Annotated in this window: 26 protein-coding genes and 2 pseudogenes; 22 read left to right on the plus strand and 6 right to left on the minus strand. The window is 68.2% G+C overall.

What is annotated here, in order from left to right; genetic code table 11:
- The first annotated feature begins 162 nt into the window (after nucleotides 1–162).
- Both ACGFYN_RS44050 and ACGFYN_RS44055 read left to right on the plus strand, forming a co-directional pair.
- Complete coding sequence (locus tag ACGFYN_RS44050) at nucleotides 163–759, plus strand: SMI1/KNR4 family protein (protein WP_393871633.1); 597 nt, start codon at nucleotides 163–165, stop codon at nucleotides 757–759.
- A 257-nt stretch (nucleotides 760–1,016) separates the two neighbouring features.
- A complete protein-coding gene (locus ACGFYN_RS44055) occupies nucleotides 1,017–1,580 on the plus strand; it encodes a dihydrofolate reductase family protein (RefSeq protein WP_393871634.1) in 564 nt (187 codons plus the stop codon).
- 16 nt (nucleotides 1,581–1,596) lie between these two features.
- Here the strand turns inward: ACGFYN_RS44055 and ACGFYN_RS44060 are convergent, their stop codons facing one another.
- Nucleotides 1,597–2,613: an NADP-dependent oxidoreductase gene (locus ACGFYN_RS44060; protein WP_393871635.1), complete on the minus strand. Its 1,017-nt coding sequence runs from the start codon at nucleotides 2,611–2,613 to the stop codon at nucleotides 1,597–1,599.
- Nucleotides 2,614–2,711: 98 nt separating this feature from the next.
- On the opposite strand from ACGFYN_RS44060, the gene ACGFYN_RS44065 reads away from it, so the two are divergent.
- Both ACGFYN_RS44065 and ACGFYN_RS44070 read left to right on the plus strand, forming a co-directional pair.
- Nucleotides 2,712–3,650, plus strand: a complete 939-nt coding sequence (locus tag ACGFYN_RS44065) for a LysR family transcriptional regulator (protein ID WP_393871636.1) — start codon at nucleotides 2,712–2,714, stop codon at nucleotides 3,648–3,650.
- Between the two features lie 62 nt (nucleotides 3,651–3,712).
- Nucleotides 3,713–4,747, plus strand: a complete 1,035-nt coding sequence (locus tag ACGFYN_RS44070; RefSeq protein ID WP_393871637.1) for an SCO1860 family LAETG-anchored protein — start codon at nucleotides 3,713–3,715, stop codon at nucleotides 4,745–4,747.
- Between the two features lie 482 nt (nucleotides 4,748–5,229).
- Here the strand turns inward: ACGFYN_RS44070 and ACGFYN_RS44075 are convergent, their stop codons facing one another.
- Nucleotides 5,230–5,691, minus strand: coding sequence for a MarR family winged helix-turn-helix transcriptional regulator (locus tag ACGFYN_RS44075; RefSeq protein ID WP_393871638.1), 462 nt, complete (start codon nucleotides 5,689–5,691; stop codon nucleotides 5,230–5,232).
- A 99-nt stretch (nucleotides 5,692–5,790) separates the two neighbouring features.
- Between ACGFYN_RS44075 and ACGFYN_RS44080 the strand changes: the two genes are divergently transcribed.
- Nucleotides 5,791–6,129 (plus strand): hypothetical protein, encoded by a 339-nt coding sequence (locus tag ACGFYN_RS44080; protein ID WP_393871639.1) that lies wholly within the window; start codon nucleotides 5,791–5,793, stop codon nucleotides 6,127–6,129.
- A gap of 39 nt (nucleotides 6,130–6,168) precedes the next feature.
- Nucleotides 6,169–7,152 (plus strand): amidohydrolase family protein, encoded by a 984-nt coding sequence (locus tag ACGFYN_RS44085; protein WP_393871640.1) that lies wholly within the window; start codon nucleotides 6,169–6,171, stop codon nucleotides 7,150–7,152.
- A gap of 139 nt (nucleotides 7,153–7,291) precedes the next feature.
- Here the strand turns inward: ACGFYN_RS44085 and ACGFYN_RS44090 are convergent, their stop codons facing one another.
- Entirely contained in the window at nucleotides 7,292–7,747 is a 456-nt protein-coding gene (locus ACGFYN_RS44090) for an ACT domain-containing protein (protein WP_393871641.1), read from the minus strand.
- 282 nt (nucleotides 7,748–8,029) lie between these two features.
- Between ACGFYN_RS44090 and ACGFYN_RS44095 the strand changes: the two genes are divergently transcribed.
- On the plus strand, nucleotides 8,030–8,290 hold the full coding sequence (locus tag ACGFYN_RS44095; RefSeq protein WP_393871642.1) for a hypothetical protein: 261 nt from the start codon (nucleotides 8,030–8,032) through the stop codon (nucleotides 8,288–8,290).
- Between the two features lie 241 nt (nucleotides 8,291–8,531).
- Nucleotides 8,532–9,365: a PIG-L family deacetylase gene (locus ACGFYN_RS44100; RefSeq protein ID WP_393871643.1), complete on the plus strand. Its 834-nt coding sequence runs from the start codon at nucleotides 8,532–8,534 to the stop codon at nucleotides 9,363–9,365.
- Between the two features lie 238 nt (nucleotides 9,366–9,603).
- Here the strand turns inward: ACGFYN_RS44100 and ACGFYN_RS44105 are convergent, their stop codons facing one another.
- A complete protein-coding gene (locus tag ACGFYN_RS44105) occupies nucleotides 9,604–10,119 on the minus strand; it encodes a VOC family protein (RefSeq protein ID WP_393871644.1) in 516 nt (171 codons plus the stop codon).
- 75 nt (nucleotides 10,120–10,194) lie between these two features.
- On the opposite strand from ACGFYN_RS44105, the pseudogene ACGFYN_RS44110 reads away from it, so the two are divergent.
- The 4 genes and pseudogenes from ACGFYN_RS44110 to ACGFYN_RS44125 form a co-directional block, all read left to right on the plus strand.
- Nucleotides 10,195–10,314 (plus strand): annotated as a pseudogene (locus ACGFYN_RS44110) (IS5/IS1182 family transposase); the annotation flags it as partial.
- Nucleotides 10,315–10,701: 387 nt separating this feature from the next.
- A complete protein-coding gene (locus ACGFYN_RS44115; protein ID WP_393871645.1) occupies nucleotides 10,702–11,094 on the plus strand; it encodes a nuclear transport factor 2 family protein in 393 nt (130 codons plus the stop codon).
- Nucleotides 11,095–11,228: 134 nt separating this feature from the next.
- Entirely contained in the window at nucleotides 11,229–11,696 is a 468-nt protein-coding gene (locus ACGFYN_RS44120) for a DoxX family protein (RefSeq protein WP_393871646.1), read from the plus strand.
- Between the two features lie 75 nt (nucleotides 11,697–11,771).
- Nucleotides 11,772–12,974: an NAD(P)/FAD-dependent oxidoreductase gene (locus ACGFYN_RS44125; RefSeq protein WP_393871647.1), complete on the plus strand. Its 1,203-nt coding sequence runs from the start codon at nucleotides 11,772–11,774 to the stop codon at nucleotides 12,972–12,974.
- Between the two features lie 30 nt (nucleotides 12,975–13,004).
- Here the strand turns inward: ACGFYN_RS44125 and ACGFYN_RS44130 are convergent, their stop codons facing one another.
- Nucleotides 13,005–13,733 carry a FadR/GntR family transcriptional regulator gene (locus ACGFYN_RS44130; protein ID WP_393871648.1) on the minus strand — a complete coding sequence of 243 codons (729 nt, stop codon included), beginning with the start codon at nucleotides 13,731–13,733 and terminating at the stop codon, nucleotides 13,005–13,007.
- 94 nt (nucleotides 13,734–13,827) lie between these two features.
- Between ACGFYN_RS44130 and ACGFYN_RS44135 the strand changes: the two genes are divergently transcribed.
- The 3 genes from ACGFYN_RS44135 to ACGFYN_RS44145 all read left to right on the plus strand — a co-directional run bounded on the left by ACGFYN_RS44135 (nucleotide 13,828) and on the right by ACGFYN_RS44145 (nucleotide 16,731).
- On the plus strand, nucleotides 13,828–15,195 hold the full coding sequence (locus ACGFYN_RS44135; protein WP_393871649.1) for an MFS transporter: 1,368 nt from the start codon (nucleotides 13,828–13,830) through the stop codon (nucleotides 15,193–15,195).
- 109 nt (nucleotides 15,196–15,304) lie between these two features.
- Entirely contained in the window at nucleotides 15,305–15,853 is a 549-nt protein-coding gene (locus tag ACGFYN_RS44140; RefSeq protein ID WP_393871650.1) for an AAA family ATPase, read from the plus strand.
- Nucleotides 15,854–16,353: 500 nt separating this feature from the next.
- The gene (locus tag ACGFYN_RS44145) at nucleotides 16,354–16,731 is read left to right on the plus strand and encodes a hypothetical protein (RefSeq protein WP_393871651.1); all 378 of its coding nucleotides are present in this window, start codon (nucleotides 16,354–16,356) and stop codon (nucleotides 16,729–16,731) included.
- Here the strand turns inward: ACGFYN_RS44145 and ACGFYN_RS44150 are convergent.
- Nucleotides 16,701–17,233, minus strand: a pseudogene (locus ACGFYN_RS44150) (dihydrofolate reductase family protein). The gene ACGFYN_RS44145 and the pseudogene ACGFYN_RS44150 overlap by 31 nt on opposite strands.
- Before the next feature lie 202 nt (nucleotides 17,234–17,435).
- Here ACGFYN_RS44150 and ACGFYN_RS44155 point away from each other — a divergent pair.
- The 7 genes from ACGFYN_RS44155 to ACGFYN_RS44185 all read left to right on the plus strand — a co-directional run bounded on the left by ACGFYN_RS44155 (nucleotide 17,436) and on the right by ACGFYN_RS44185 (nucleotide 25,579).
- Nucleotides 17,436–18,530: a hypothetical protein gene (locus ACGFYN_RS44155; protein ID WP_393871652.1), complete on the plus strand. Its 1,095-nt coding sequence runs from the start codon at nucleotides 17,436–17,438 to the stop codon at nucleotides 18,528–18,530.
- A gap of 14 nt (nucleotides 18,531–18,544) precedes the next feature.
- A complete protein-coding gene (locus tag ACGFYN_RS44160) occupies nucleotides 18,545–19,753 on the plus strand; it encodes a toxic anion resistance protein (protein ID WP_393871653.1) in 1,209 nt (402 codons plus the stop codon).
- Complete coding sequence (locus ACGFYN_RS44165) at nucleotides 19,750–21,282, plus strand: substrate-binding domain-containing protein (protein ID WP_393871654.1); 1,533 nt, start codon at nucleotides 19,750–19,752, stop codon at nucleotides 21,280–21,282. The genes ACGFYN_RS44160 and ACGFYN_RS44165 overlap by 4 nt, the downstream gene beginning before the upstream one ends.
- Nucleotides 21,269–21,868 (plus strand): hypothetical protein, encoded by a 600-nt coding sequence (locus ACGFYN_RS44170; RefSeq protein ID WP_393871655.1) that lies wholly within the window; start codon nucleotides 21,269–21,271, stop codon nucleotides 21,866–21,868. Before ACGFYN_RS44165 ends, ACGFYN_RS44170 begins: the two co-directional genes overlap by 14 nt.
- Nucleotides 21,869–22,005: 137 nt before the next feature.
- Entirely contained in the window at nucleotides 22,006–22,461 is a 456-nt protein-coding gene (locus ACGFYN_RS44175; RefSeq protein ID WP_393871656.1) for a hypothetical protein, read from the plus strand.
- Nucleotides 22,462–22,638: 177 nt separating this feature from the next.
- Nucleotides 22,639–24,819, plus strand: a complete 2,181-nt coding sequence (locus ACGFYN_RS44180; RefSeq protein WP_393871657.1) for a glycoside hydrolase domain-containing protein — start codon at nucleotides 22,639–22,641, stop codon at nucleotides 24,817–24,819.
- 73 nt (nucleotides 24,820–24,892) lie between these two features.
- Nucleotides 24,893–25,579 carry a hypothetical protein gene (locus ACGFYN_RS44185; RefSeq protein ID WP_393871658.1) on the plus strand — a complete coding sequence of 229 codons (687 nt, stop codon included), beginning with the start codon at nucleotides 24,893–24,895 and terminating at the stop codon, nucleotides 25,577–25,579.
- The last annotated feature ends 3 nt before the right edge of the window (nucleotides 25,580–25,582 follow it).

Below are 25,582 nucleotides of genomic sequence, written 5' to 3' on the forward strand. Positions count from 1 at the left end.
ACGACCCCAAGCCGTTCATCTGGACCAAGACAGCCGAAGAGATCCTCGACTCCCTCGCCCGCCTCTGCCGACGGATCTCTGGCGCAGGACACTAGGACGCCGTATTCTTTGGCAGCTGTCCAGGGTGAGCGTGGAGGGAAGCCGCTGTGGCAGTCTGCTCGCGTGGACGATCTCGCTGGTACGCAGGCCCCAGGCTGCCGTTTGACCAACCCCGTTGAGTCGGTCGCGGAACTCGAACGAGTGCTGCCCGGTCTTGTGGCCCACCGTCTACCGACACCGGCGAGTGTCGACTGGCCACGGCTGGAGAGCGTGTTGGGGACTGCTCTGCCCGCTGACTACAAGCTCCTCTGCGAGCTCTACCCGGCATTCGAGCTCAGCGACTTCATGCTTGTCGGCGGCCCGGCGGCCGGCGCCGAAGTGGCCTGGGCCGAAGATACCGAGGACTTGGAAATCGTCGCCGAGTGGTGCGAGGACGCCAACTTGGCCGTCCCGATGCATCCGTACCCCGCCCCGGGCGGCCTGCTTCCCTGGTCCACCTCCAACCAGGGGGACTACTTCTTGTGGACCACCAGTCCCGCCGGGCCAGAGGAATGGACGGTCACCGTCGCCTCGCGCAATGGCGCGTGGTGGCACTACACCGGCGGGGCGGTTCAGTTCCTTGCCGATCTGGTGGGCGGCGTCCTGGAGCTCTGGGGACTGCCAACAGTCCGACCTGAGATCACCTGGGTCCACCATCAACCAGCCGGCGGCAGCAGGTGAGAGCCGCAGCAATGCCGGCGGAGGCAAGAGTTATGCGCCAAGGAGATGACAGGGTTTGATCTTGGTATAACTGGGCTCAGTACGTGGATCACGGCGGTGGCGGCGGGCTCGTCTCGTCCCCGCCGGTACGTCGGAGGTTACATACGGAGCATCTGCTTGGGATCGTGATGAACTGGTCGTCGGTGTGGCCTGACCGATGACTTTTGCTCGCCGTGCTGGTCTGTACGCCGAATACCGTCTCACGGGAGGCTGACGCTGTGCGGAAACTGATCTTCGGCATGAACATGAGCCTGGACGGCTACATCGCCGCGCCCGGCGACGACCTCGGCTGGAGCGTGCCGAGTGACGAGCTGTTCCAGTGGTGGTCCGACCGGGTGGACGCGACGGGCCTGGCGCTGTACGGGCGCAAGCTGTGGGAGACGATGAGCTCCCACTGGCCGACAGCCGACAAGCAGCCGGATGCCACACCGGCGGCGATCGAGTTCGCCGGCCGCTGGCGGGACATGCCGAAGGTGGTGTTCTCCTCTACGACCAGCACGGTCGACTGGAACACCCGTCTGGTCACCGGCGACGCGGTCACCGAGATCACCAGGCTCAAGGGCGACGACGGCGGCCCCATGGACATCGGCGGTGCCACGCTCGCCGCGGCGGCCATGCGGGCCGGGCTGATCGACGAGTACGCGATCGTCACCCATCCGGTCCTGGTGGGCGGCGGCACGCCGTTCTTCACAGCGCTGGACCACTGGGTGAACCTGAGCTTGGTGGAGACCCGGACGTTTCCCGACGGCGTGCTCCTGACCAGGTACGAGACCAGGCGGTGAGTGCCCGACGGCGTGATCAGGACGGGACGCGCGTGCGTTCCCGGACGATGATCTTGCCGGTGTTCTGGCCGTGCAGCATTCCCAGGAATGCGTCCACGATGTGCTCGAACCCGTCCACCACCGTCTCGTCCAGAGCGAGCCGGCCGCTCTGCAGATACGGCACCGCGAACTCGTACAACTCCTCTTGTAAATCAAGGTAGTTGCGGACCAGGAAGCCCTCCATGCGGAGGCTCTTCTCCACGATGTCGGCGTAGTTGAAGCGCGGAAGCGGCGCGTTGGGGGTGTTGTACTGGCTGATCGTGCCGACGCGGACGATCCGCCCGAACTCGCGCAACGCTCCCACCGCCGCGGCCAGTTGCTCACCGCCCACGTTGTCGACGAACACATCGATGCCGTCCGGTGCGGCCTTGCCGAGCAGGTCGGCGACGGGCCCGTCGTGGTAGTCGAAGACCGTGTCATAGCCCACCTCCCGCATCAGATGGTCGGCCTTGGACGCCGAGCCCACGCAGCCCACGAGCCGTCCGGCGCCGAGCAGTCGGGCGAACCGTCCGGTCGCCGTGCCGACCCCGCCCGCCGCTGCGGACACGAACAGGTCCTCGCCCTCCTGGAGCCGCGCGACCCTCGTCAGGCCCACGTATGCGGTCAGGCCGGTGCCACCGAGGATGCTCAAGTATGCGGTCAGGGGCACCGAGTCGAAGCGGGGCAGCTGCCGTGTCTTCTCGGGGGTGACCACCGCATGCGTGCGCCAGCCCTGCCGGTGGAACACGATCTCGCCTTCGGCCAGCCGAGGTGTGCGCGAGGCGACGACCTGCCCGATGGTGCGGCCCTCCAGCGGCGCGTCGAGCGCGAAGCCTCCGGGCAAGTCGTCCATCATCTCTCGGTGATAGGGGTCGACGGACCAGTAGAGGTTCCTCACCAGCGCGCTGCCGACCGGTGGATCGGGAATCGCCGACTCCACGAAGGCGAAGTGGTCGGCGGTGGGGAAGCCTTGAGGACGGGCAGTCTGGTGCACGGCGAGCGCGGTCTCGTTCATGACCGGACCGTAGGGCGGGAATGCCCCTGGTGGGCAGCCGGTTGGGCTCATGCGACACAGCATTCGATGAGCAGTTCTCATACGTTGAGGTGCGCCCTGTGGCCCGCACGATCGACTCGGATCTCGCCCCGCACGAACTGCGCGTACTGGTCGCTGTAGCGGACAGCGGCGGTTTCTCGGCCGCGGCCGGAAGGCTCGGTCTGACCCAGTCCGCGGTCTCCCACTCGGTGCGCGGGAGCGAGCGCAAGATCGGTGCGGTGCTCTTCGAGCGCGGCCGCACCGGCGCCCGCCCCACCCCTGCCGGAGACAAGGCAGTGGCACACGCCCGCCGTATCCTGCGCCTGCTGGACATCCTGACCGCTGAGGCGCGAGCTGCCGGCCGGTCCGACGCGGCGGAGGGGCCGCTGCGGATCGCGGCGTTTCGCAGCGCGGCTCTCCACCTGCTGCCTCCGGTCCTTCAAGGGCTGCGCGCCCGGCATCCAGGGATCGAGCCGCGGGTGCGGATCGTACGCGAGGTGGGGCGCGGCACCGCGGGCGAAGTGGCCGACGGGAAGGCCGATATAGGCATCGCCACTCTGGGCGGCTCCGTGCCGCTTCCACCCGGTGTCGTCGCTCATGGACTCTTCGAGGAACCGTATGCCCTGGTGCACGCGGCTGGTCACGCCGCCCCGCGTTCGCTGCCGCTGGTCGACTGGGCCGAGAACTGTGGCTCGTACACCCGGAACTGGTGGGCAGCACAGGACTGGATCCCGGAAGCGACCGTCGAGGCCGAGGACGACGGTGCGGTCCTCTCCTTGGTGCGCGCAGGTCACGGAATGGCGATCATGCCCGCTCTCTCCCTGGCCGGAGCACCGGACTCGGTCGAGATCACCGACCTCGGCCACCAGCGCCCGACACGCCAGATCGGCTATGTCACCACCTCCGAACTGGCGGGATCCGCCGTCGTACGCGCCCTGGTGAGGGAACTGCGAGCAACGGAGCCCATGACGGACAGGTTGTTCGGAAAAGCGTGCCGACTGGTCGAACTTGATGTGTGAAACCAACTCTTTGTGACGAATGGGCATTTCGTGCGCGTGTCACCGCTATCGGAGTCGACAGGATGACCCTGGGCTGGTGCCGTCGCGTCGGATGTCGACGCGCGGTGCGGTCTCTCATCGTTCGGCAGTTTTCAACCAGGGGAATCGTCACCTTGAACAGCTCTGTCTCGCTCCCGTCCGTATCCGCTCGCGGATGGGCCGCCTTGCTCGTTGTCGGGGCCTTCGCCGTCGCGCCGGCCGCAGTGGGGACTGCGGCATCCGCGCACACCGGCGACGTAAAGAAGGGCAGCGCCAGTGCGGCTGTCCTGCGGACCAGCCTGGATGTCTCACGCCTCGGCGGGCTCGGGCCGGTGCCGTTGCACACCGCGCTCAACGAGGTCAACGCTCCGGCGACGGCCGAGAAGAAGGCTCTCGACATCAGGCTCGACGGGGTCGAGGGCGGCCAGCCGGTCAGCGTGCTCCGGGCGGATGTCGCCACGGCTAGGGCCGAGGTCACGCACAGTGCGGCCAAGGCGACCACGCACCTCGTCCACGCGCGGGTTCATGTCCCGGGGGTGCCGCTGCTTGCCTTGGTGGAGGTCGAGCAGGTGACCTCGACCGCGATCTGCAAGGCCAACGAACAGCCCGTTGCCACATCGGCCATCCCCGGCCCGGTGACCGTCCTGGGCAAGCGGATCCCTCTCACCGTCAGGGGCACCAGGACGGTGGAGGTTCCTGGCGTCGGCACGGTACAGCTCGCCCTGTCCAACACAGAGACGACCAGCCGTACCGCCGCCGCGACCGCGCTTCAACTGCACGTATCCATTGACCCGTTGAAGCTCAACGTCGCGCGAGTGGAGGGAACGGTCACGCTGGCCGAGGCGAGCTGCACGTCTGCGGGAGTGGCAGGATCTCCTGCTGCGGAGCCGTCTGCTGCTGCGGGACCGGTTCACAACGACGCCCGGCCGCAGTCCGTCGGCGAGCATGGCGGGAGCAATCTCGCAGAGACCGGCAGCACTCCGCTCACGCCGTACCTCGCGGGAGCCGCCGCCGTCTTCATCGTCGCCGGAGGAGGCAGCCTGGCACTGGCCCGCGCCCGCAACCACCGGCGGCGTTGAGCCGCGGCCTGACGGACTCAGGCCAGGTTCCGTGAGTGGGACTCATATCGAGGGCGTCGCACGGCAGGGCACCAGCCAGGCGACGCCCTCACCGTTTCACTTTCACTCGCGCGGAGAGCACCGCTCCGACCACCATGGCGGTCACGTTCGCCCAGGACTCTCCGCCCGCGCGGGGACTGCTGCGGCGGGATCATGAAGCCGTTCGTGGCCGAGTGGGTTTGCTTCGTCCGGTAGCACGTCATGCTCGCACCCCGGCCCGTGACGGAGGCTCAACCGCCGTCACAAGTGGATGAGTTGACCGGTATCAGTGGGGGAGGGGCGTTGTGGTTCGTCAGTAGCGCATCGCGTACCCGATGCGTCGGCGCCGGCCAGTTCGGCAGCGGGTCCGCGCTCGCGCGCCCGCTGCTGTACCGACTCGTCCTGCAGGGGGAGCCAGCCGCAGTGAAGGGTCTTCTCGCCCGCCACAGCTCGGTCCGGACCCTTCACCCTTCAGCGGTGGCCCGTCGGTTGGTGCTGCGAGATTCAGCAACGAGGCGGGTCTCGATGTTCTGAAGAGTTGAGATGACGGTGTTGACCTCGTCGGCGTCGGTGACGATCCCGTCGAGCAGGCGGGTCCAGGTTTCGCGCAGCCGCTGCAGATTCTCCTGCGCCTTTTCCGTGGGGTAGAGGCGGATGCGCCGTGCGTCGCGCGGATCGACGTCCCGGCGCACCAGGCCCTTCTCCTCCAGGCCGCGGACCGCCCTGCTGAAGTTGCTGGAGATCAACTGGGTGGCTTCGGCCGCCGCGCTGGCAGTCGTGCCCGGGTGACGGTCGATGAACCGCATCACCGCGCCCTCCAGCGGTGTCCCGGACTCCGCGGCCTCTTTGGACGCCTGGATGTGCCGGCCCACCGCCAGGATCAGGTCGGCGAGCTCGAACAGCTGCGAGCTCTCTTTCTCTTCCACCCCGCCAGCCTATCGGCACCCTTCCCAATGCCTATCGTTTGACAGGTACCCCGCTTCGACTTAGCTTAGTTATCGAATGATAGGTATCAGTCGATAGGGATGGGGTGCCGTCTACGCCTGGTCACGCGCTCACCGTGCGGCTCCTGCCGAAGCTCGCGTCCAGCATCGCCCGGCAACAACACTGGCGGCTTCGAGGCCTACCGGGCCGGCAAGTCCGCGCTGAACCAGCTCGTCCGCAGCTTCACCGCGCGTCACGCCGACGACCCGCGCACGCTGCTGCTCATGTCGGCCGGCTGGGTGCCGACCGCCCTGAGCGGCCCCGACGCACCCCTGGCGGTCGACCAGAGCATCCTCGGCCTGGCCGACGCGATCGAATCCCAGCCCGGCAAGGGTGGCCTGCACTACCTGGACCGCCATGGCCGGCCCGTCGCCTGGTAGCCCCCACCAATCCCGCACCGACGTCTGGACGACATCACTGTGAGAACCATCGCGATCGAAGAACACTGGAACAGCGACGGCATCCGCGAGGCACTCGACCGCCTGGAGGGCACGCAACGGGACGAAAGCATCGCCTTCAACGCCATGGGCAGCAATCAGGCCCGACTCCAGGACATCGGCCTCGGCCGCATCGAGGCGATGGACGCTGCGGGGATCGACATCTCGATCCTGTCTGTCGTCACCCCCGCCACCCAAGCCTTGCCCGCAACGGAAGCCGTCGCACTCGCCCGCGACGCGAACGACGAGGCCACCGACGCAGTTCGCGCACACCCCGACCGTTTTCGCGCGTTCGCGACCCTGCCCACCAGCGACCCGCAGGCCGCCGCCGCAGAACTCGAACGGTGCGCCACCCACCTTGGCCACGTCGGCGCCATGGTGCACGGCCGTAGCGGTAGCCGTCCCCTTGACGATCCCGCCTACGACGACCTGCTCGCCACCGCGGCCCGCCTGCACCAGCCCATCTTCATCCACCCCCAGATCCCATCGAATGAACTGCGCGATGCCGCCTACCGCGGCCTTGATCCGCTGACCGACCTCGGGTTGGCCACGTTCGGCTGGGGCTGGCACATGGAGGCCGGCCTGTCCGCGCTACGGCTCATCCTGCGCGGCACGTTCGACCGCCACCCCGAACTCCAGCTCGTCCTCGGGCACTGGGGCGAGATGCTGCTGTTCTGGATGGACCGCGTCGACAGCCTCTCCCATGTCGCCAAGCATCTCGAACGCAGGGTGTCGGACTACATCAAGACCAACATCCACATCACCAGCAGCGGCATGCTCCACGAACGCCTGCTGCGTCACGCCCTCGACTTCACCAGTGCCGACCGGGTCCTGTTCTCCACCGACTACCCCTTCCACCAACCCGATGCAGCAGCCGTCGCCCATTTCTTCGACGCGATCCCCAACGCCGCGGACCGCGCCAAGATCGCCTCAGGCAACGCAGAAACACTGTTCCGCCTGGCCTGACGATCACTCACTCACCTGCTCGACCTGGAGGGATCTCCCCAGTGAGCGGGCTTGCGTCCGCTGCGCAGTCCTCGAAAGACATCAGATCGGCACGCGGCCGCCCCCCGAAGCCTTCAACGCTTCTCCTGTCCCGACTCAGTCACACGGCCACCTGGTGGCCGGCCCGGCGCAGTACTTCGACGGCTTCCTCAAGCCGGTCGGCCGGGACGAGCACGAGGTCGCCGTCGTAGCTCGCGGCGGTCCAGACCGGGAGCCCGTCGGCGGCGAGCGGCGCGACGATGGCGCTGAGCATCCCCGTCGCCTCCGGGTCGTGCGCGTCATCGCCGTTCCACAGTGCCGCCCAGCTGTCTTCGGCCGTGTCGTCGCGCCGCATCGCCGCGCCTCCGTCCGGACCGAGCACGAGCGCGAGCAGGTCAGAGTCGGCGGCGACCGTGCGGCTGTCGGAAACCCGCTCGAGAACGAAGCGGCCCTCGAGCACGCGCAGGTTCTGAGTTCTAGCCGTCGGCGCCGAGGTCATGTGCCGCAGACGCGGCTCACCCGGTGACGCAGGAGCAGAATCCGCGCCATTGCCTTGGCTGTCGCCGTCATGAGCCATTCAGCAGTCCTCCTGCCACGAGATAGCCATCCCGAGTGCCGGCATCAACGGGCCGCACCGACGGGAATCGCCACCATCGAACCCATTTCTAGCCGTGATCGCCAGTATGCCCGGACTGGCGTCATCCGCGGCGCCGAGTTCCTGGCCGCCACCACGGGCGGCACGACGACCTTCGGCACACTGTCTCCCCTCGCCGCCTGAGAACGGTCGCGCGGTCGCACAGCTTGTACTCATCCAATTCCCCAGCCCCGGCCGGATAGCGATGCTCGACCAGAGGCCTGGATGGGCGTCCATTCTCCGCTGCTCCGCGACGTTGTTGATGCCGAAGTGGCCCTGCTCGGTGATGTGCTCGACGGACGAGCGATCGATGCGCTTCGCGATGATCACACCACCGACGGAAGTGCGGCCGCTCTGACCGCCGGCGCGGCCGAAGCCTTCACTCACTTCCTCCTGGGCACCGGATTCATCGGCGGCGTGGTTTCAACCGGCCGGGGACAAGCGGGCTGTGGCGTCGCTGGGCAGTGGGATCCGACGTGGCGCTGATGCGCGCATGTCGTGTCTGTACCGCGTTCGAGTTGAAACGCCGGCGCTCGGACAGCCAATAGGCTGCGCCGGGAACAGCTGGTCCGGCCGGCGCTGTTGCATCGATCGAGGGACCGGTACTGAGCGGGCGGGGAACACGGAGACCATAAGGTCGTCCGACCCACCAGGATCCGGGCCCCGGGGTCGCGGTACGCCCGCCGTGCACTCGGACCAAGACGTATTGATGCAGGAGGACTGTTCCATGACTGACCGGCCCTTGACGCTCATGGCGGTGCACGCCCACCCCGACGACGAAGCCACCGGAACCGGAGGAGTCCTCGCGCGATACGCGGCGGAGGGCATCCGCACGGTTCTCGTGACGTGTACCGACGGCGCTTGCGGTGACGGACCGGGGGGCGTCAAGCCGGGCGACCCCGGGCACGATCCGTCGGCCGTTGCCCTGATGCGCCGTCAAGAACTCGAGGAGAGCTGCGCCGTCCTGAAGATCAGCGATCTGGAGATGCTCGACTACGGCGATTCCGGGATGATGGGCTGGCCGAGCAACGACGCCCCCGGATCCTTTTGGCAGACCCCTGTCGAGGAAGGCGCCGCCCGCCTTGCGGAACTCATGCGGCACTACCGACCCGATGTGGTCGTCACCTACGACGAGAACGGCTTCTACGGCCACCCCGACCACATCCAGGCCCACCGCATCACGATGGCCGCGCTGGAGATGACCGAGCTGACGCCGAAGGTGTACTGGACCACGATGCCCCGCTCGGGGATGCAGCGGTTCGGGGAGATCATGCGAGAGTTCCATCCCGACATGCCGGAGCCGGATCCCGCCGAGGCCGCCGCCATGGCCGAGATCGGCCTGCCCGACGATGAGATCACCACGTGGGTGGACACCACCGCGTTCAGTGGTCAGAAGTTCGACGCGCTGGCCGCGCACGCCAGTCAGGGCGAGAACATTTTCTTCCTCAAGATGGGCAAGGAGAGGTTCGGTGAGTTGATGGGCATGGAGACCTTCGTACGGGTCCAGGACGCCACCGGCGCGGCCGTACCGGAGAACGATCTCTTCGCAGGCCTCCGCTGATCCGCGTGTCCGATCCGGGCCCGGGAAAGCTCATCGGTCCACGGCGCGATTGAGCGCTTCACGCATCCGGAGGCTTGTCGACGAGGGTTCCGCTCCGGCGGGCCACGGCCAGTCTGGCGGGCCCTCGTCGGAGCTGTTGGCGAGGGCCCGCACCGCCGACCCGACACCGTGCCCAAAAGCGCGCGACAGCTCATCAGATGTCTCCGGTTGGGCGTCGCGCGCGGTGGCCGGCTCGGAATCAGAGCACCTCGTGTCCGTACATGTCGCCGAGCGGGTCTGCGATCAGTTCGATGCGGGCACCGTCGGGGTCGCGGAAGTACACCGACACATCGCTGTGAATGACGTAGTCGATGCCGGCGTCGTCGAAGCGGCGGACGATCTCGGTCCAGCGGTCGGGCTCCATCGAGATCGCGATGTGGTGAAGCCCGCCGAGCACCTCCGCGTACGGGCCGACGTCGAGGCCGGGGAAGTCGAAGAACGCCAGCAGGTTGTCGTGCCCGATGTCGAAGAAGAAGTGCGAGGAGCCGGGGTAGTCCCGGTTCTCGATCAGCTCGGTGAGAGGGAAGCCAAGGAGGCCCTGGTAGAAGCCGATGGTCCGCTCGACGTCGCTACTGATCAGCGCGGTGTGGTGCAGCCCTCTGGCAGTGGAGGCGGGCCGCTGCCCGGCCGGCCGCAGGTGCGTCTCCCGGAGGCGTCGCCGTGTGGCCTCGATTGCGGTGAGGTCGGTGCCGTTGCGGGTAGGTGTGTCGCTCATGTGGTTCCTCATCTCGGGGTTGCAGGTCGAGTAACCGCCTACGCGGCGCGCAGCAGGTCCGAGAGGAGGATTACCACCGGCGGCACCCGCAACGACGTCACCCAGCTGATCCCTCCAATCCAGGCTATCCCGCCGATCCGCGGCAAACGCGGACAACGGCCGCACCGCCCGCGACACCTGTACGCCGACGGCGGGGTGCGGCCACAGAGCGTGCGATCCGGGGGACACCGAGCGTCGGGGCGGCGGCGGGCGACGGGGATCAGCTGCGTCGGGTCGGTGCTGCTGGATCCCTCAGACGATCTACTCGGCCGCGCTCCTGCCCAGGGCGGCCGCACCGCCGACCAGACCGTGGGCCGTGGCCCGCCTTCGGGCGAGGCACGCAACCTACGGCGACATCGGCTGCCGCTCAGCTCGCCGCACCCTCCGCCAAACTCAGCCCACTGGCAATGTTTGCCAGCAAGGCCAGAGTCCAAGAGGTGAAGCCGGAGCCTCTTCGCCATGTCGAAGCAGAGATGTCACAGATGGGGGTTCGCGGGGCGTCTTATGGAGAGGCGCTGAGCCTCGACATCCCCGGAGGTAGAAATGCATCCGTTCGGCCTTGCCATGGCAGGTCACGACGTCGACACGGCCGTGACGCTGCTCGCGGCGAACGTCGCATTCCGCAGTCCTGTCGTGTTCGCGCCCTATCGCGGGCGCGACGCAGTCGCACCGCTTCTGTACGCCGTCGCGGACGTCCTTGAAGACTTCCGTTACACCCGGGAGATCGGTTCTACGGACGGACGAGACCTGGCGCTTGTCTTCCAGGCATGTGTGGGAGACAGGCAGGTCGAAGGCTGTGATTTCATCCACCTCGACGGCTCGGGTTTGATCGACGAACTGTTCGTCATGATCCGCCCCATGTCCGGTGTGTACGCACTTGCCGAGGCGATGGAGGCACGGCTCAAAGCGGCGAGCGGTGGCAGGCGGCCCACCTGACGAGGCATGGCAAAGGTCACGCTTCTCATGCGCAGATGTGGCGTGGGGGTCTGTCGGACTGAAAGCAGCACGGGATGTCACACGCACCGCCGCTGTCGCGTCTCCAGGGAGAACGTTGATTCCAGGAGATCGTGATGAACGTTGCACTGTGGGTAGGGCAGGCGTTGTTGGCGCTCGTTCTCGTGTATTCGGGGGCGCTCAAGGTGTCCCAGTCGGGGGAGAGGCTCGTCGAGATGGGGCAGACGGGAGCGGCTGTGTTCCCGCTGCCGTTGATCCGGTTCGTCGCGTCCTGCGAGTTGCTCGGCGCGGTCCTGCGTCCGCTCACCGTGCTGAGCACCGCACTACAGCGCTACGACCTGCATCTCGAACGCAGGACGGTGAACGCCCAGCCCGGCGTTCTCATACGCGACCCACTGGGCGGGCTCCTCGACGTGCCGTCCGTGGACGTGATCGGCGGCAAGGTGCACACCATCCACTCGATCCTTCAATCCCCACACGCTCCGTCACCTGGGACCTCTGGTCGGACCCGACCATCCGCTCCGCCGCAGTCCGCGCCAGAGGTGACACGAGCGGCACCGTGGGGGTCACAGCGGGCCCGGTGATCGCGTCTCAGAGGCAAGCGAGACGCAGTGAGAGGCAGCGAGAGCATAAGAGTTGCAGGGAAACGGAGGATCGTCATGACGCACAAGGTGCTGGTGCTGGGCGCCGGATACGCGGGCCTGGTCGCCGCGAAACGGTGCGCCCGGCAGGTGCGCAGCAACGAGGTGTCGGTGACGCTGGTGACGGCCATTCCGGACTTCGTCGAGCGTCCCCGGCTGCACCAGTTGGCTACGGGGCAGGCGATCGAATCCGTGCCCGTCGCGCGATACCTACGGAAGACGTCGGTGCGTCTGGTGATCGGCTCGGTCGTCGGCATCGACCTCGACGCGCGCACCGTGACGACGGTCCAGGCCGGCGAGCCTCACGTCATGCCGTACAACACGCTGGTCTACGCCTTGGGGAGCAATATCGATGTCGAGAGCGTGCCCGGAGTCGCCACCCACGCGTGGAGCCTCGTCGGCAGCGGTGCAGCCTCCCAGGTGTGCACACGCTTGCAGGTTCTCGCGCAACGTAAGGGCCGGGTCGCCGTCTGCGGCGGCGGCTTGACCGGCATCGAGATCGCCACCGAGGTCGCCGAGTCCTTCCCGGATCTTCAGGTGACGTTGGTCAGCAACGCCCGGCCGGGCGCGTGGCTGTCGCCCAAGGCGCAGGCGTACGTCACGCGGACCTTCGAGACGTTGGGCGTGGCGACCCGGAGCGGTGGACGGGTCCAGGAGGTGCACGCGGACGAGCTGGAGCTGGACGACGGTGGTCGCGTGCCGTTCGAACTGTGCCTGTGGGCAGGCGGGTTCAGGGTTCCCAAGCTCGCCCGGGCCAGCGGCCTCGCGGTCGACAACCAGGACCGTGCCCACGTGGACTCGAACCTGGAGTCGGTGTCCCATCCGGGTGTGTACGTGATCGGTGACGCCGCGGCCGTTGCCGGTGCGTGGGGGAGCGAGCTCGCGATGGGCTGCCGGACCGGTGGCCTCACCGGACCCAAGGCCGCCGACGTCATCGCCGCGAGGTTGACCGGGCGGGAGCCGGGGCGGTTCCGCTATCGCTACATTCACGAGTGCATAAGCCTGGGGCGACGACACGGACTGATCCAGTTTCTCCACGCCGACGAGTCACCGAAACGCAGCATCCTGACCGGGCGCAAGGCCATCGCGTACAAGAACGCCACCCTCAACGGTGCCAAGGTGCTGTTCCGCCACCCAGGTCCCGTCCTGGCGCGCCGCCGGCATTTCATTTCGAACGGGAAGAGTGCGAAGGGCCCGTCACAGTACCGGTTGCCGAAGTGACTTGCGTGCGAAGGTGTGCGCTGTCCCCTGTTACGACCGATCGCCGTCCGGCGCGGCGTCGTCGTCCGGGCGCCAGGAGAGCAGCCGGACGTCGCCCACCGTGCGGACGTGGCGGCGTGCGGCTGCTGCGGCCTGCCGCATGTTGCCGGCGCGGATCGCGTCGGCTATCCGCTGGTGCTGCGCAAGAGAACGCGGCGGCCTGCCCGGCTGGCGCAGGGACTCGGCGCGGGTCTCGGCGATCTGCGGGGCCAACTGCCGGTAGAACTCGATGAGAACCGGGTTGTGCGACGCGGCGGCGACGGCCGTGTGGAAGTCCCGGTCCGCCTCGCAACCGAGATCTCCGGCCTTGATGGCATGCCGCATAGCGTCGAGTGCCGCGTCCATGGCGACGAGATCGTCCTCCGTGCGCCGGTCCGCGGCGAGTTCGGCCATCTTCGTCTCGATCGCCTCCCGAGCGTCGAGGACGTCGGGCAGACGCTGCCGCCGGTCGAGCAACGCGGCGACGGGCTCGGCCGGAAAGTCCCTGCGGCGCAGATAGGTTCCGCCGCCGTGCCGGATCTCGACGATGCCCTGGACTTCCAGTACAACCGTGGCCTGTTTGACGGAGTTGCGGCTGACGCCCAACCGCTCGGCCAGGTCACGCTCGGCGGGCAACCGGTCGCCCGGCTGGAGTTCGGCTTCCTCGATGTAGGCGCGGAGGCGCTCGACGAGCTGCTCGTACAGCCGCGGACGGCTGACCGGTCGTAGAGATTCACTCATCCCCGCGCCCCCTCTTGACACCCCCACAGAAGGCTAGCACTCTCTCCGAAACCCGTTCAGTGGGTCAGTGGTTCAACCACTTTTGGGAGTCGTCATGGCCACCAGCCACACCACCGCAGCCGTCCCCGAAGCGACACGCAGACATCGCCGTCGCGCAGTGATCGCCAGCACGGTGGGCACCGCGATCGAGTGGTACGACTTCTTCCTCTACGGAACCGCCGCCGCCCTCGTCTTCCCCCATGTCTTCTTTCCTGGCCATGCCACGTACACCGGAGTACTCGCGTCCTTCGGCACGCAGTTCGTGGGCTTCGCGGCCCGTCCGCTCGGGGCCGCGATCTTTGGGCACATCGGTGACCGGGTGGGCCGCAAATCAACCCTGGTGACCACCCTCCTCCTTATGGGCGCGAGCACTTTCCTCATCGGCCTCCTGCCGGGCTACGCCTCCCTCGGGCTCGCCGCTCCGGTGCTTCTGGTCCTGCTGCGCATCGTGCAAGGCATCGGCGTGGGCGGGGAGTGGGGCGGCTCGGTCCTGTTGTCCATGGAGTGGGGCTCCCGGAGCCGGCGCGGGCTGATGGCGAGCTGGCCGCAACTCGGCGTGCCCTTGGGGCTCCTCGCCTCGACCGGCATGGTCAAGCTGATGAACTCGGTCGCCGGTGGAGAGTTCGACAGCTGGGGCTGGCGGATCCCCTTCCTCGCCAGCGCGGTGCTGATCGGCATCGGTCTGTACGTGCGGTTGCGGGTCCTGGAGAGTCCGGCCTTCGCCGAGGTGAAGCAGGAGCGCGTGGTGGTACGTCAGCCCGTCTTCAGCGTGCTGCGGCATCAGCCCCGCGCCGTGCTGACCTCCGCCTTCGTACGCATGTCGGAGCAGGCGCCCTTCTACCTCTTCATCACCTTCGTGCTCACCTACGGCACCGAGAAAGTCGGTCTCCCCAAAGGTGAGTTGCTGAACGACACGCTTATCGCGGCGGCAGTCGGCCTGATCAGCGTCCCACTGTTCGGCCACCTCTCCGACCGTTTCGGAAGGCGCCTCGTATACGGGATCGGGATCTGCTGCGTCGGGCTGTTCGCGTTCCCCTACTTCGCCATGCTCGACACGGGACGTTCTGGGCTGGTCCTGCTCGCCATCGTGCTCTCCCTCGTCTTCCACGACATCCAGTACGGGCCCCAAGCCGCGCTGATCGCCGAAGGGTTCGGGACGAACGTGCGCTACAGCGGTGCGGGGCTCGGGTACCAGCTCGCCTCGGTCATCGCGGGCGGACCGGCGCCGCTCATCGCCGCGGCGATCCTCCAGCACACCGGATCCAGCACCTACATCAGCTGGTACATCATCGGCTGCGCAATCGTCGCCATGGCCGCACTACTGCTCATGCCACGCCCGGCACCGCCCGAGGGCGCCGTCCCGCAAGCGGTGCTTGCGACCCATGACTCAACCCCGGAAGGGCAAGCCGTGTCGGGCGATTGAGGGAGGTCACCGAGCGCCGGCCGAACCTTTGCCGTGCGCGCACACGGGGTGGCTTCGGGTCCAGCGGGCCGCATCGCCGGCCCTGAGCGGCCATGTCTACCCTGGCGGCGTGACATTGGTGTGGGTGACGGGCAATTCAGGTACAGGCAAGTCCACGCTGTGCCAACTGCTGCGAGCGCGCGGCTACTTCGCGCTCGACGCCGACGAGGACGGCTTCAGCCGCTGGATCGACCGAGCCGACGGAGAGGTCGTGAGGGATCCTCCGTATCCGGTTCCCGAGGGCTGGCTCGACCGATACGGGTGGGCGATCGTCCGCGAGCGCGTGGAGGACCTCGTCGAACAGTCCCGCTTCCGCGTCGCGTTCCTGTGCGGATCGGCGGAGAACGAGGCAGGCGTCCGCGATCTCTTCGACCTCACCGTGTGCCTGGTGATCGACGAGGACACGCTCCGCCACCGGCTCGCCACCCGCACCACCAACGCATTCGGCCGGCATCCCGAAGAACTCGCAGCGGCCCTGAAGTGGAACCCCCGGATGCGAGCGATCTACGAAAGCCGTGGCGCGACCATCATCGACGCATGCAAGCCGGTGACCGAGGTGGTGGACACCGTGATCGAGGCAGTCCAGGAGCTGACAGGGCCCACCCGGCCCAGCTCGTAGCCCGGATCACCCCTGCGGGCCGCGAACCGGCACCCAGACAGTGGCGTGGAAAGGACCGTTGGCAGTGGCTGGGTCAGCGGGTGGAAGGGCTGCGCTGTCTGCGACGATGCCCTGGCAACTGACCGGCTTGGCAAACGAGTTGAGCCCGCAGAGGGAGGGCTGGTAGGCGAAATCGTCATCGTCGACGCGGGCGACGAAGGCGCGGGGGTTGGGGGCGATGTCGTCACCGACCGCGATGTTCCCGGCGATCTGCTTGACCTCGGTGACACCACGCCCGGAGCCGATCGTGGCACTCGTGTGCGTCTTGAGGGCGAACGAGGTCGCCCCAGAAACCGACGATCGAAACGCGCACGCCTCGCCAGGCCGCCGTGCCCTCCGCAGGCACGAACCGGCCGGCCGTTGCACAGCCCCCACTGGTACATCAGTTCCGATCCGCCAAACAGAGCGCGACCGGCAGCAAACAAGACATTCGCGGGTCGTTCAGCGCGTACCGTCCAGACATGGACTCAGCTGTTTCACCCCGCGTCCTCGTCATCGGGCTTGATCCGTATCGGGTGCCCGGGCCGTGGGATCCCGAGCCGGTAACCGAGGCGATCGCGGCGGGACTGGCCAAGTTCGCCGAACATGGCGTGGGCGTGGAGACCTGCCTGTTCGGTCTCGATGGAAGTGACGACGTGGAGTCGGTCGTCGGGAATGCGCTGCGAGCCCATCCGTGGGAGTGCGTCACCGTCGGCGGTGGCCTACGGCACTCAGATGATCAAGTTGAACTCCTGGAGCAAGTTGTCAACCTGGTTCGGCGGCACGCCCCCGATGCGGCCATCGCGTTCAACAGCACCCCGGACAACACCTACGAGGCCGCGGCGCGTTGGATCGAGTGACGACAGCGGACGACCCGGCTGGCGCGCGACGCGGTGCGGAGGTAGACGACTTTCGATCCGAGGGTGCGGGTCTCGACGAGTTCGAGATCCACCCGGCGCTCGTTCCGGGGAAAGAACGGAATGCCGCCGCCGACCAGGACGGGGTAAACCCTGGCCCGGTACTCGTCGATCAGATCCAACGCGGCCGCCTCGGCGGCGAGAGTCGCGCCGCCGATCGCGACGTCACCGTCTCCCGGCTCGGCCCGCAGCCGCTCGATCTCCTCCGCCAGGCCACCGGAGGCCAGGCGGGCATGGCCCTGCACCGTCGACAGCATGGTGGAGAACACCACTCTCGGTAGCGGCTTCCAGAGCCCGGCCCACTCGAGCGTTGCGTCGAGCGAATGATCCTGATCGGCGATCTCCCAGTACAGCATCGTCTCGTACAGCCGCCGCCCCAGCATCCCTCCGGCCCGACGATGGAGCCGTCGAGCGAGACAGCCATCGAATAGGTCGCCCTGCGCATCAGAGGCCTTCCTGGGTAGATGGCTCGATGCGGCCACTGGCGCTGCAGGACCGTCGCGGCTTGCGGGATCGCGTCAGACCGTGCTCGACGGTGAGCCGGCCGGCGGGCCGCGCAGTTTTCCCGCGCCCCGTGAACGCCGTGGCAGATCGCGTGTTGTACCGGGACCGGGGTGACACCTGCCGTTCATGCCCGGCGGCGGTGAATGTTGAATTCCGCGAGCACTCTCCGTGGCGTGAAACGTATTGCAGGGATCGTCCTTGCGGTGCTGCTGATCGGTGGCGTGGTGGCTGCCGTCGTCGCAGGCCGGTATGACGGGGACAAGGGCACGGCAACGAAGACCGTGCGCATGGTGATCGGGTCGGAGAAGGCCGAGTACTTCGCCGATCCGGATGTGGTGAAGGCCCTCGCCACCAAGGGCTACACCGTGAAGGCCGAGACCTCCGGGTCCTGGGCCATGGAGGGGCTCGACCTCAAGGGGTACGACCTCGCGTTCCCGTCCAGCCAGTCGCCCGCCGTCGAGCTGGCGACGCGGTACAAGGTGCACGGGACGCTCCCCAGGCCGTTCTACTCGCCCCTCGTCGTCGTGGCCCACCGCAGCGCCGCCCAGGTGCTCGCGGCGAACGGCCTCGCGACCTTGGACAGCGGGCACCGCGGCACTCTGAAGGTGGCCGCGTATCTTGACGCGGCCCGTCATGACCGCACTTGGCAGCAGCTGAAGGGGGCCAGTAAATATGGGGAGTTGAGCGGGACGCTCTTCATCTCCAGCACCGATCCGGAGTCCTCCAACTCCGGTGCCCTCTATCTCGCCGCCGCCTCCTACGTGGCGAACGGCGGGCAGGTGGTGGCCGACAAGGGCGGCCTCGACCGCACCGAGCCGCTGCTGAAGAGGCTCGTCACCGTGCAGGGTGCCCAGCAGTCCAGTTCGGACGCGGTGTTCCGGGACTTCGTCAGCGGCGCCGGCAACCCGCTGGTCTGGGTCTACGAGTCGCAGGTCGCCTCGCTTCTCACGGGCGGGCAGCAGCCCGACGACCTGGTGGTGCTCTACCCGGACACCACGGTCAACAGCGACCACACCGTCGTACCGCTGACGGACAAGGGTCAGGCGCTGGCCGAACTGCTCTCCACGGACAAGGAGTTGCGGCGGCTCGCCGTCCGGCACGGCTTCCGGCCCCAGGGCGCGGCCGGCGAGTTCGCCTCGCACACCGCCTATCTCAAGCAGGAACTGACCGGCGTCCGGCAGGCGCCCGTGCCCACCTCCGCGGTGCTGCACGAGTTGGCGCGCCGGGCGCGCGGATGAACGGGGGAGACGGCATGACCAGTTTCAACACCAGCCAGAACAGTCATCAGAACACCCTGAGCGGGGACGACGTCTTCACGCTCACCCCGCCCGAGGCCGTCGCGGCCGTGCCGCGCGAGAAGGCGGGCGGGCTCGTGCCTGTAGACGACAGTGTCCGTACGGACATGGCGGAGAAGGCCTCCGCATACGTCGCCTCCCTCGCCGCCCTCGATGCCCGCTCGCCCGAGTTTGCCGGCAAGGTCGGGGAGGTCACCGCGCTCGGCGCCGGTGAGATGCGCACCGCGGCCGCGCAATCCAACCGGATGCTGGAACGGACCGTGCGCAGTCTGCCCAGCAAGAACGGGGACGCCCAGTCGCAGGTCGCGGGCTCACTCGTCGAACTGCGGCGGGTCGTCGAGGACTTGGACCCGCGGGACCTGCCCGCCGGCAAGGGACGCAAGTTCCTCTCCCGGCTGCCCGGCGGGAACAAGCTGCGCGACCACGTCGCCAAGTACGCCTCCGCGCAGGGGACGTTGAACAAGATCGTGGGCTCGCTGCGCGGTGGTCAGGACGAACTGCGGCGCGACAACGCCGCGTTGCAGACCGAGCGGGTGCGCCTTTGGGAGACCATGGGCAAGTTGCAGGAGTACGTCGTTCTGACCGAGGCCCTGGATGCGGCGGTCGAGCAGCACATCGCCGGCACCGCGGACCTTCAGGCGGCCGACTCGCTCCGCGCCGACGTGCTCTTCCCCGTCCGGCAGAAGCACCAGGACCTGCTCACCCAGCTCGCCGTGTGCGCCCAGGGCTACCTCGCCATGGACGTCGTACGACGCAACAACGACGAGCTGATCAAGGGCGTGGACCGGGCGGCGACCACGACCGTGTCCGCGCTGCGGATATCCGTGATGCTGGCCTCCGCGCTCGACAACCAGAAGAAGGTCGTGGAGCAGGTCAACGCCCTGCGTGGCACGACCGAGGACCTCATCAGGGGCAATGCCGAGATGCTCGCCACCCAAAGCGGCGAGATACAGCGGATCGCCGCCGATCCGGCCGTGGGCGCCGAGACCCTGCGGTCCGCGTTCCAGCAGATCTACCGCACCCTCGACGCGATCGACACGTACAAGGTCCAGGCGACCGAGGTGATGGCGACCACCGTGGAGAACCTGACGGCCGAACTGCAGAGCGCCGGCGCGTACTTGGACCGCAGCCGGTCCCGGGGCGCGCTGGAAGGGGGGCCCGCGTGAGACGCGTACTGGCTGTCATCGCCGCCGCGGCCGCCCTGCTGACCGCCTGCAGCGCGGCCAAGAAGGCCGACCCCGCCACCACCCCCGAACCCGGCACCCTCCGCGTCCTCGCCTCCAGCGAGCTCGCCGACATGGCACCGGTGCTCGATCAGGTCCGCAAGGACACCGGCATCACCGTCCGGCCCACCTACATGGGCACCCTCGACGCCGTGAACCTGCTGGCGGCGGGCAAGGCCGGCGGGGCCTACGACGCCGTGTGGCTCTCCTCGGACGACTATCTCCGGCTGCGCCCCACCGCCGCGCAGAAGATCGTCTCCGAGACACCGGTCATGTCCAGCCCGGTCGCCGTTGGGATCAGGACGGCCACCGTGCGGACCCTCGGCTGGAATCCGGACGACGTCACCTGGTCCCAGGTCGAGAAGGCCGTACAGGACGGGAAACTGACGTATGGCATGACCGACCCGGCTCGCTCCAACTCCGGTTTCTCCACGCTCGTTTCGGTTGCCTCCGCCCTGTCCGGCGCCCAGTCCGCGCTCACCGACGCGGACGTGGCGAAGGCCACGCCCCGGCTGAAGGAGTTCTTCAAGGGGCAGCAGCTGACGTCGGGTTCGTCGGGTTGGCTCGCGACGGCGTACAAGCGGCGCGGGAACGTAGACGCGCTCCTCAACTACGAGTCCGTCCTCAAGGGCATCCCGGGCCTGACCGTGATCCGCCCCAAGGACGGCGTGGTCACCGCCGACTATCCGCTGTCCTCTCTCGACGGCACACCCGCCGCGACCCGCGAGGACGTCCGCCGCCTGACCGAGGCCCTGCGCACACCGAAGATCCAGAAGGAGATCACCACCCGCACCCACCGCCGCCCGGTGATCCCGTCGGTGCCGCCCGCAGCAGGCCTCGAGACCACCCGCCGCCGCGAACTCCCCTTCCCCGGCAGCCTTTCCGTCGCCGACGGCCTGCTCGACTCGTACGAGAACAAACTGCGCCGCCCCTCCCGGACGGTCTACGTCCTCGACACCTCGGGCTCGATGCGGGGCGACCGCCTCGACCGGCTGAAGAAGGCACTGACCCGCCTCACCGGTGACTTCCGCGACCGCGAGGAGGTGACACTCATGCCGTTCGGGTCGCACGTGAAGAGCGTACGGACGCATGTGGTCGAACCGGCGGACCCGAAGTCCGGGCTCGACGCCATCCGCGCCGACACCAAGGGTCTCTCCGCCGACGGCGACACCGCGATCTACACCTCGCTGCAGAAGGCCTACGAGCAACTCGCCGCCGACCACGACACGTTCACGTCGATCGTGCTGATGACCGACGGTGAGAACACCACCGGCGCGAAGGCCGGCGAGTTCGACACCTTCTACCGCTCGCTCGGCAGTGATCAACGGGAGATCCCCGTCTTCCCGATCCTCTTCGGCGACTCCGACCGGCGGGAGCTGACGCACATCGCCGAACTGACCGGCGGCCGCCTCTTCGACGCCCAACAGGGCTCGCTGGACGGCGCCTTCGAGGAGATCCGTGGCTATCAGTAGATACCTCGAGTCCCGCAAGAACATCGCGGGCAGCGCGTGCGGGCTCGTCGGGCTCGCGCTCACCTTCACGGGGGTGGCCGGGCCGTACTGGCCCGTCGTCGTGGCCGGACTCTACGGCGCGGGCGCGCTGATCGCCCCGCCGGAAAGGCCCCCACTGCCGAACTTCCCGGACCCCTCGGCCCAACTGGAAGAACTGCGCGGCGACTTCGCACAACTGGGCGACTACCTGGCAGAGGTCGACCTGCCGCCGGCCTCCGCGGGCCGCCTCACCGAACTGACGGATCTGCTGGCCGCGTTGCTGGCCGCAGGCTGGGTTGCCGAGGTCCTCGCCCAGGACCCGGAGGGCGTACACACGCTTTCGCGGGCCGTACGGCAGGACATCCCCGAGGCCGTCGACAGCTTCGTACGCACCCGCTGGTGGACCCGGATGGCCCCGGGCTCCGAACCGCCGGAACGCCACCTGCAACGACAGCTGACCCTGCTCCAGGAGGAGGCGGAACGGCTGGCCGTGGCACTGCGTGAGACGGAGGCACGGCGGCAGGAATCGCACACGCGGTATCTGGAGGACAGAGGGCGGGCCAACTGACCTGATCTCCGCACGGGGTTGGACACGACCACGCCCATCACAAGCAGCATGATCAGCGGCCCACCACCTGCAGCGCTGCGAAACGCCGGCCGGTCGGCACCTCCAAACCGCGGACGGCGGACCCCGAACGCGGAAGGATGGAGCCCGACGTCGTACTCGGCACGGGCTACGAGATCGAGACACCCTATGGCTTCGACCAGGCCGACCACCGCGCGGCCGGGCTCGCCACACTCGACGCGGTGCGCGACGCGGTCAACCGGTGGGTCTTCCAGGAACAGATCGACGACGAGGGCCTTGCACTGCACTCCGTGCGCCGGCTCATCGTTCCCGGGCTCGACGGCTCCGGCGCGACCCACGGCGTCGAGGTCACGGGTGAGCCGCTGCGCCGCGGGCGTCGCCTCGCTCGAGGAGCACGCCGCATACCTGGCCGCGCTCCCGGACCACCCCGCCCCCGCGGACTTCATCCCGCATCCACCGCGATGAGCGGCAAGGCGATGGGCGTCGAGCACGCCGTCCTGTTCCGCGCCCACGACCTGCAGGCACCACCGGAGTTCGAGACCGAACAAGTGCGGGACCGACGTCCTGCGGAGTGAGCAGGACGATGGGGAACTCGCGATGTCCCGCGCACGCGGTGCGTGGCGGAGCCGTACGCAAGGCCAACAGGCCCACGGTTAGACCCTGTTCGAATTGATTGCGAGCCCGCCGCCCGTCGCGGAGGCTGTCGGCGCACCGGTCAGCCGTCCGAGCCCGGTGCAGGGGGAGAGCCGGCTGTGGCCGACGAGATGGTGGAGCAGGCCCAAAGATTCATCAACAGCTACGACGTCGACGGCATCCCGAAGGTGGAGGTCAACGGCAAGACCAGCTGGACGGTCATGTTCGCGCTCACCCGTGCGCTCCAGCATGAGCTGGGCATGACCACCCTGGCCGACAGCTTCGGGCCGGCCACGCTGGCAGCACTGCAGTCCCGCTTTCCGGTGATCGACGCCAACACCCGCAACGGCAACATCTACCGGATCGTGCAGTCCGCCCTGTACTGCAAGGGATACGACGGCGACCAGATCAACGGCGACTACACGGAACGCGTCTCGGCATCCGTCACCAGCCTCAAGCGGAACATGGGCGTCGACGCCGCCTACCCGGGAGACGGCCTGGCCCCCAAGGTGTTCAAGGCACTGCTGACCATGGACGCGTACGTCCTGGTCGAAGGCGGCACGGACGCCATACGCAGCGTCGAGCAATGGCTCAACAGCCGCTACGTCGGCCGCCGGGACTTCTTCGTGATCCCCTGCGACGGCAACTTCTCCAGGGACGTGCAGAAGGCGCTCATCTACGCCATCCAGTACGAGATCGGCATGAGTGACGACGTCGCGACGGGCGCGCTCGGCCCCGCCACGAAGCAAGGACTGCGCGAGCACACCGTGGCCCAGGGCGCCACCGGCACCTGGGTGGCGCTGTTCAGCGCGGCCATGCTCTTCAACCGGCGGCCCGGGGTCTCCTTCACCACCGCCATCGACGCCGGCCTCGCCTCCAGGGTGCGGGACTTCCAGAGCTTCGTACGGCTCACAGTGAACGGCCAGGGCGACTTCCCCACCTGGGCCTCCCTGCTGGTGTCCACGGGTGACAACACACGCGCCGGCACCGCCTGCGACACCGTCACCGAACTCACCGCCGCCCGCGCCACGGCCCTGTACACGGCCGGCTACCGCTACGTCGGCCGCTACCTGTCCAACGTCCCGGGCAGCACCCTCAACAAACAACTGCAACCCGGGGAGTTGAAGGTCATCGCCGCCCACGGCCTCAACGTCTTCCCGATCTACCAGACCTACGGCGGCGAGGCGGCGTACTTCCGTCGTGAACAGGGCATCGCCGACGCCCACGCCGCGATCGAACGCGCCCGCCACTACGGCTTCAAGGACGGCACCCGCATCTACTTCGCCGTCGACTTCGACGCCCTCGACTACGAGGTGACCGACAGCGTCCTGCCCCACTTCCGAGGCATCAAGGCCACCATCGACGAGTACGGCCCCGAGTACCGCATCGGCATCTACGCACCGCGCAACGTGTGCAGCAGGGTCGGGGCGGAGGGACTGACCTCGGCCAGCTTCCTGTCCGACATGTCGACGGGCTTCTCGGGAAACCTCGGCTACCCCCATCCCACCGACTGGTCGTTCGACCAGATCGCCACGATCTCCGTGGGCAGCGGGGACGGCGCGATCTCCATCGACAACGACATCGCCTCCGGCCGCGACGAGGGGCAGAACAGCTTCCTGGAGGAGGACGACGACAGCCACCTGGACGGCCGGTTCGACACGTTCTTCCGGGACGTACTCCTCACCGACGTGCAGAACTACCTCGTCAACTCCATGGGAGTGCCCGAGCAGGGCGGCGACGGGACCATGGCCTACAGCACCCGCACCACCACCCAGTCGTTCCAGGCCGTGATGGACCTCGACTGGCTGATCACCTCCCTCTCCCGCACCTACGGCATGCGCAAGGCCCTCATCCAGTGCCCGCTGCTGTGGGAGATCAGGGCCTACAACATCGCCGACAAGGCCGCCGACGACGCCGTGGAGGCCGGCCTCAGCGACGAGAGCAGCACCGGCCTCGGCCAGATCAGGGCGCACACCGGCATCGGAGCCCGCAACTACTGCATAGAGGCGGGCATCATCACCGGCCGCATCATGAACGCCGACAACGCCGACGACCTCTCCACCATGTGGCACAGCCTCCACGACGACGACGTCTACAACGTCAGCACCATCCCGGCCGTCCTCGTTCAGGGAGCCGCTCTCGTCGGCGTCGCACGCCCCTCCGTCACCAGCAGCGACGACGACAGCCGACAGATCATGGGCCGCTACAACGGGACCGGCGACGGCGCCGTGCGCTACGGGAACGCGATGATCGGCCTCTACGCCGTCTTCGAGAAGTACAACAGCCTCTTCCGCGACTGACCGCGCCCTCCGCGACTCACCTCGCCCCAGTCCCGCCCTCGCCCCACTCCGCCCTCGCCTCCGGAGCCACGCCATGTCCCTACCCAGCCCTGCCCCGACCCGGCGCGTGCTGCTGCGCACGGCGACCGGACTCGCCTGCGCCGCCGTGACAGTGCCCGCCCTCGCCACCGCCGCCGCGGCGGCGGCGGACCCGCCCGGCCCGTCGACGCCGGCGCTCCCAGACAGCCGGCCCGCTGGAGACCATCCGCGCACAGGCAGGAACAGTGCGAACGGCTGGCCCATGGAGAAGGGCGCCGACATCGGAGGCGCCATATGGACCAGAGCCGTACCCGGCACCGGCGCGGGCGTCGCACTGCGGCTCGGTGCCGTCTCCACGGTGCTCGTCCATGTGATCAGCCGGTACCACTACGAGATCGCGGCACTCGAACCGGACGACGTCCAGGGCTTCAAGGCACCACAGGGCCTGACCGGTTACCGGACCAACTACGCCTCCGGCACCGCCGTCGCCATCCGCCCGGGCGCCCACCCGCCGGGCGCGACCGGCTCGCTCTTCCCCGCACAGAGCGCCGCCATCGCCGACATCGTCGCCGACTGCGCGGGCGTCGTGCGCTGGGGCGGCACCTTCGACACCCCCTATGAGGCGCACTTCCAGATCGACGTCCCTCCGTCCGACGACCGCCTCGCACGGCTCGCCGACCGGATAGGACGCCGCAACCTGACGCTCGGCCAGGGACCGGGAACGCTCGCTCTGCGCGGCTGATGA

It is taken from the genome of Streptomyces sp. NPDC048419, from assembly GCF_043200415.1.
Lineage (GTDB): Bacteria > Actinomycetota > Actinomycetes > Streptomycetales > Streptomycetaceae > Streptomyces.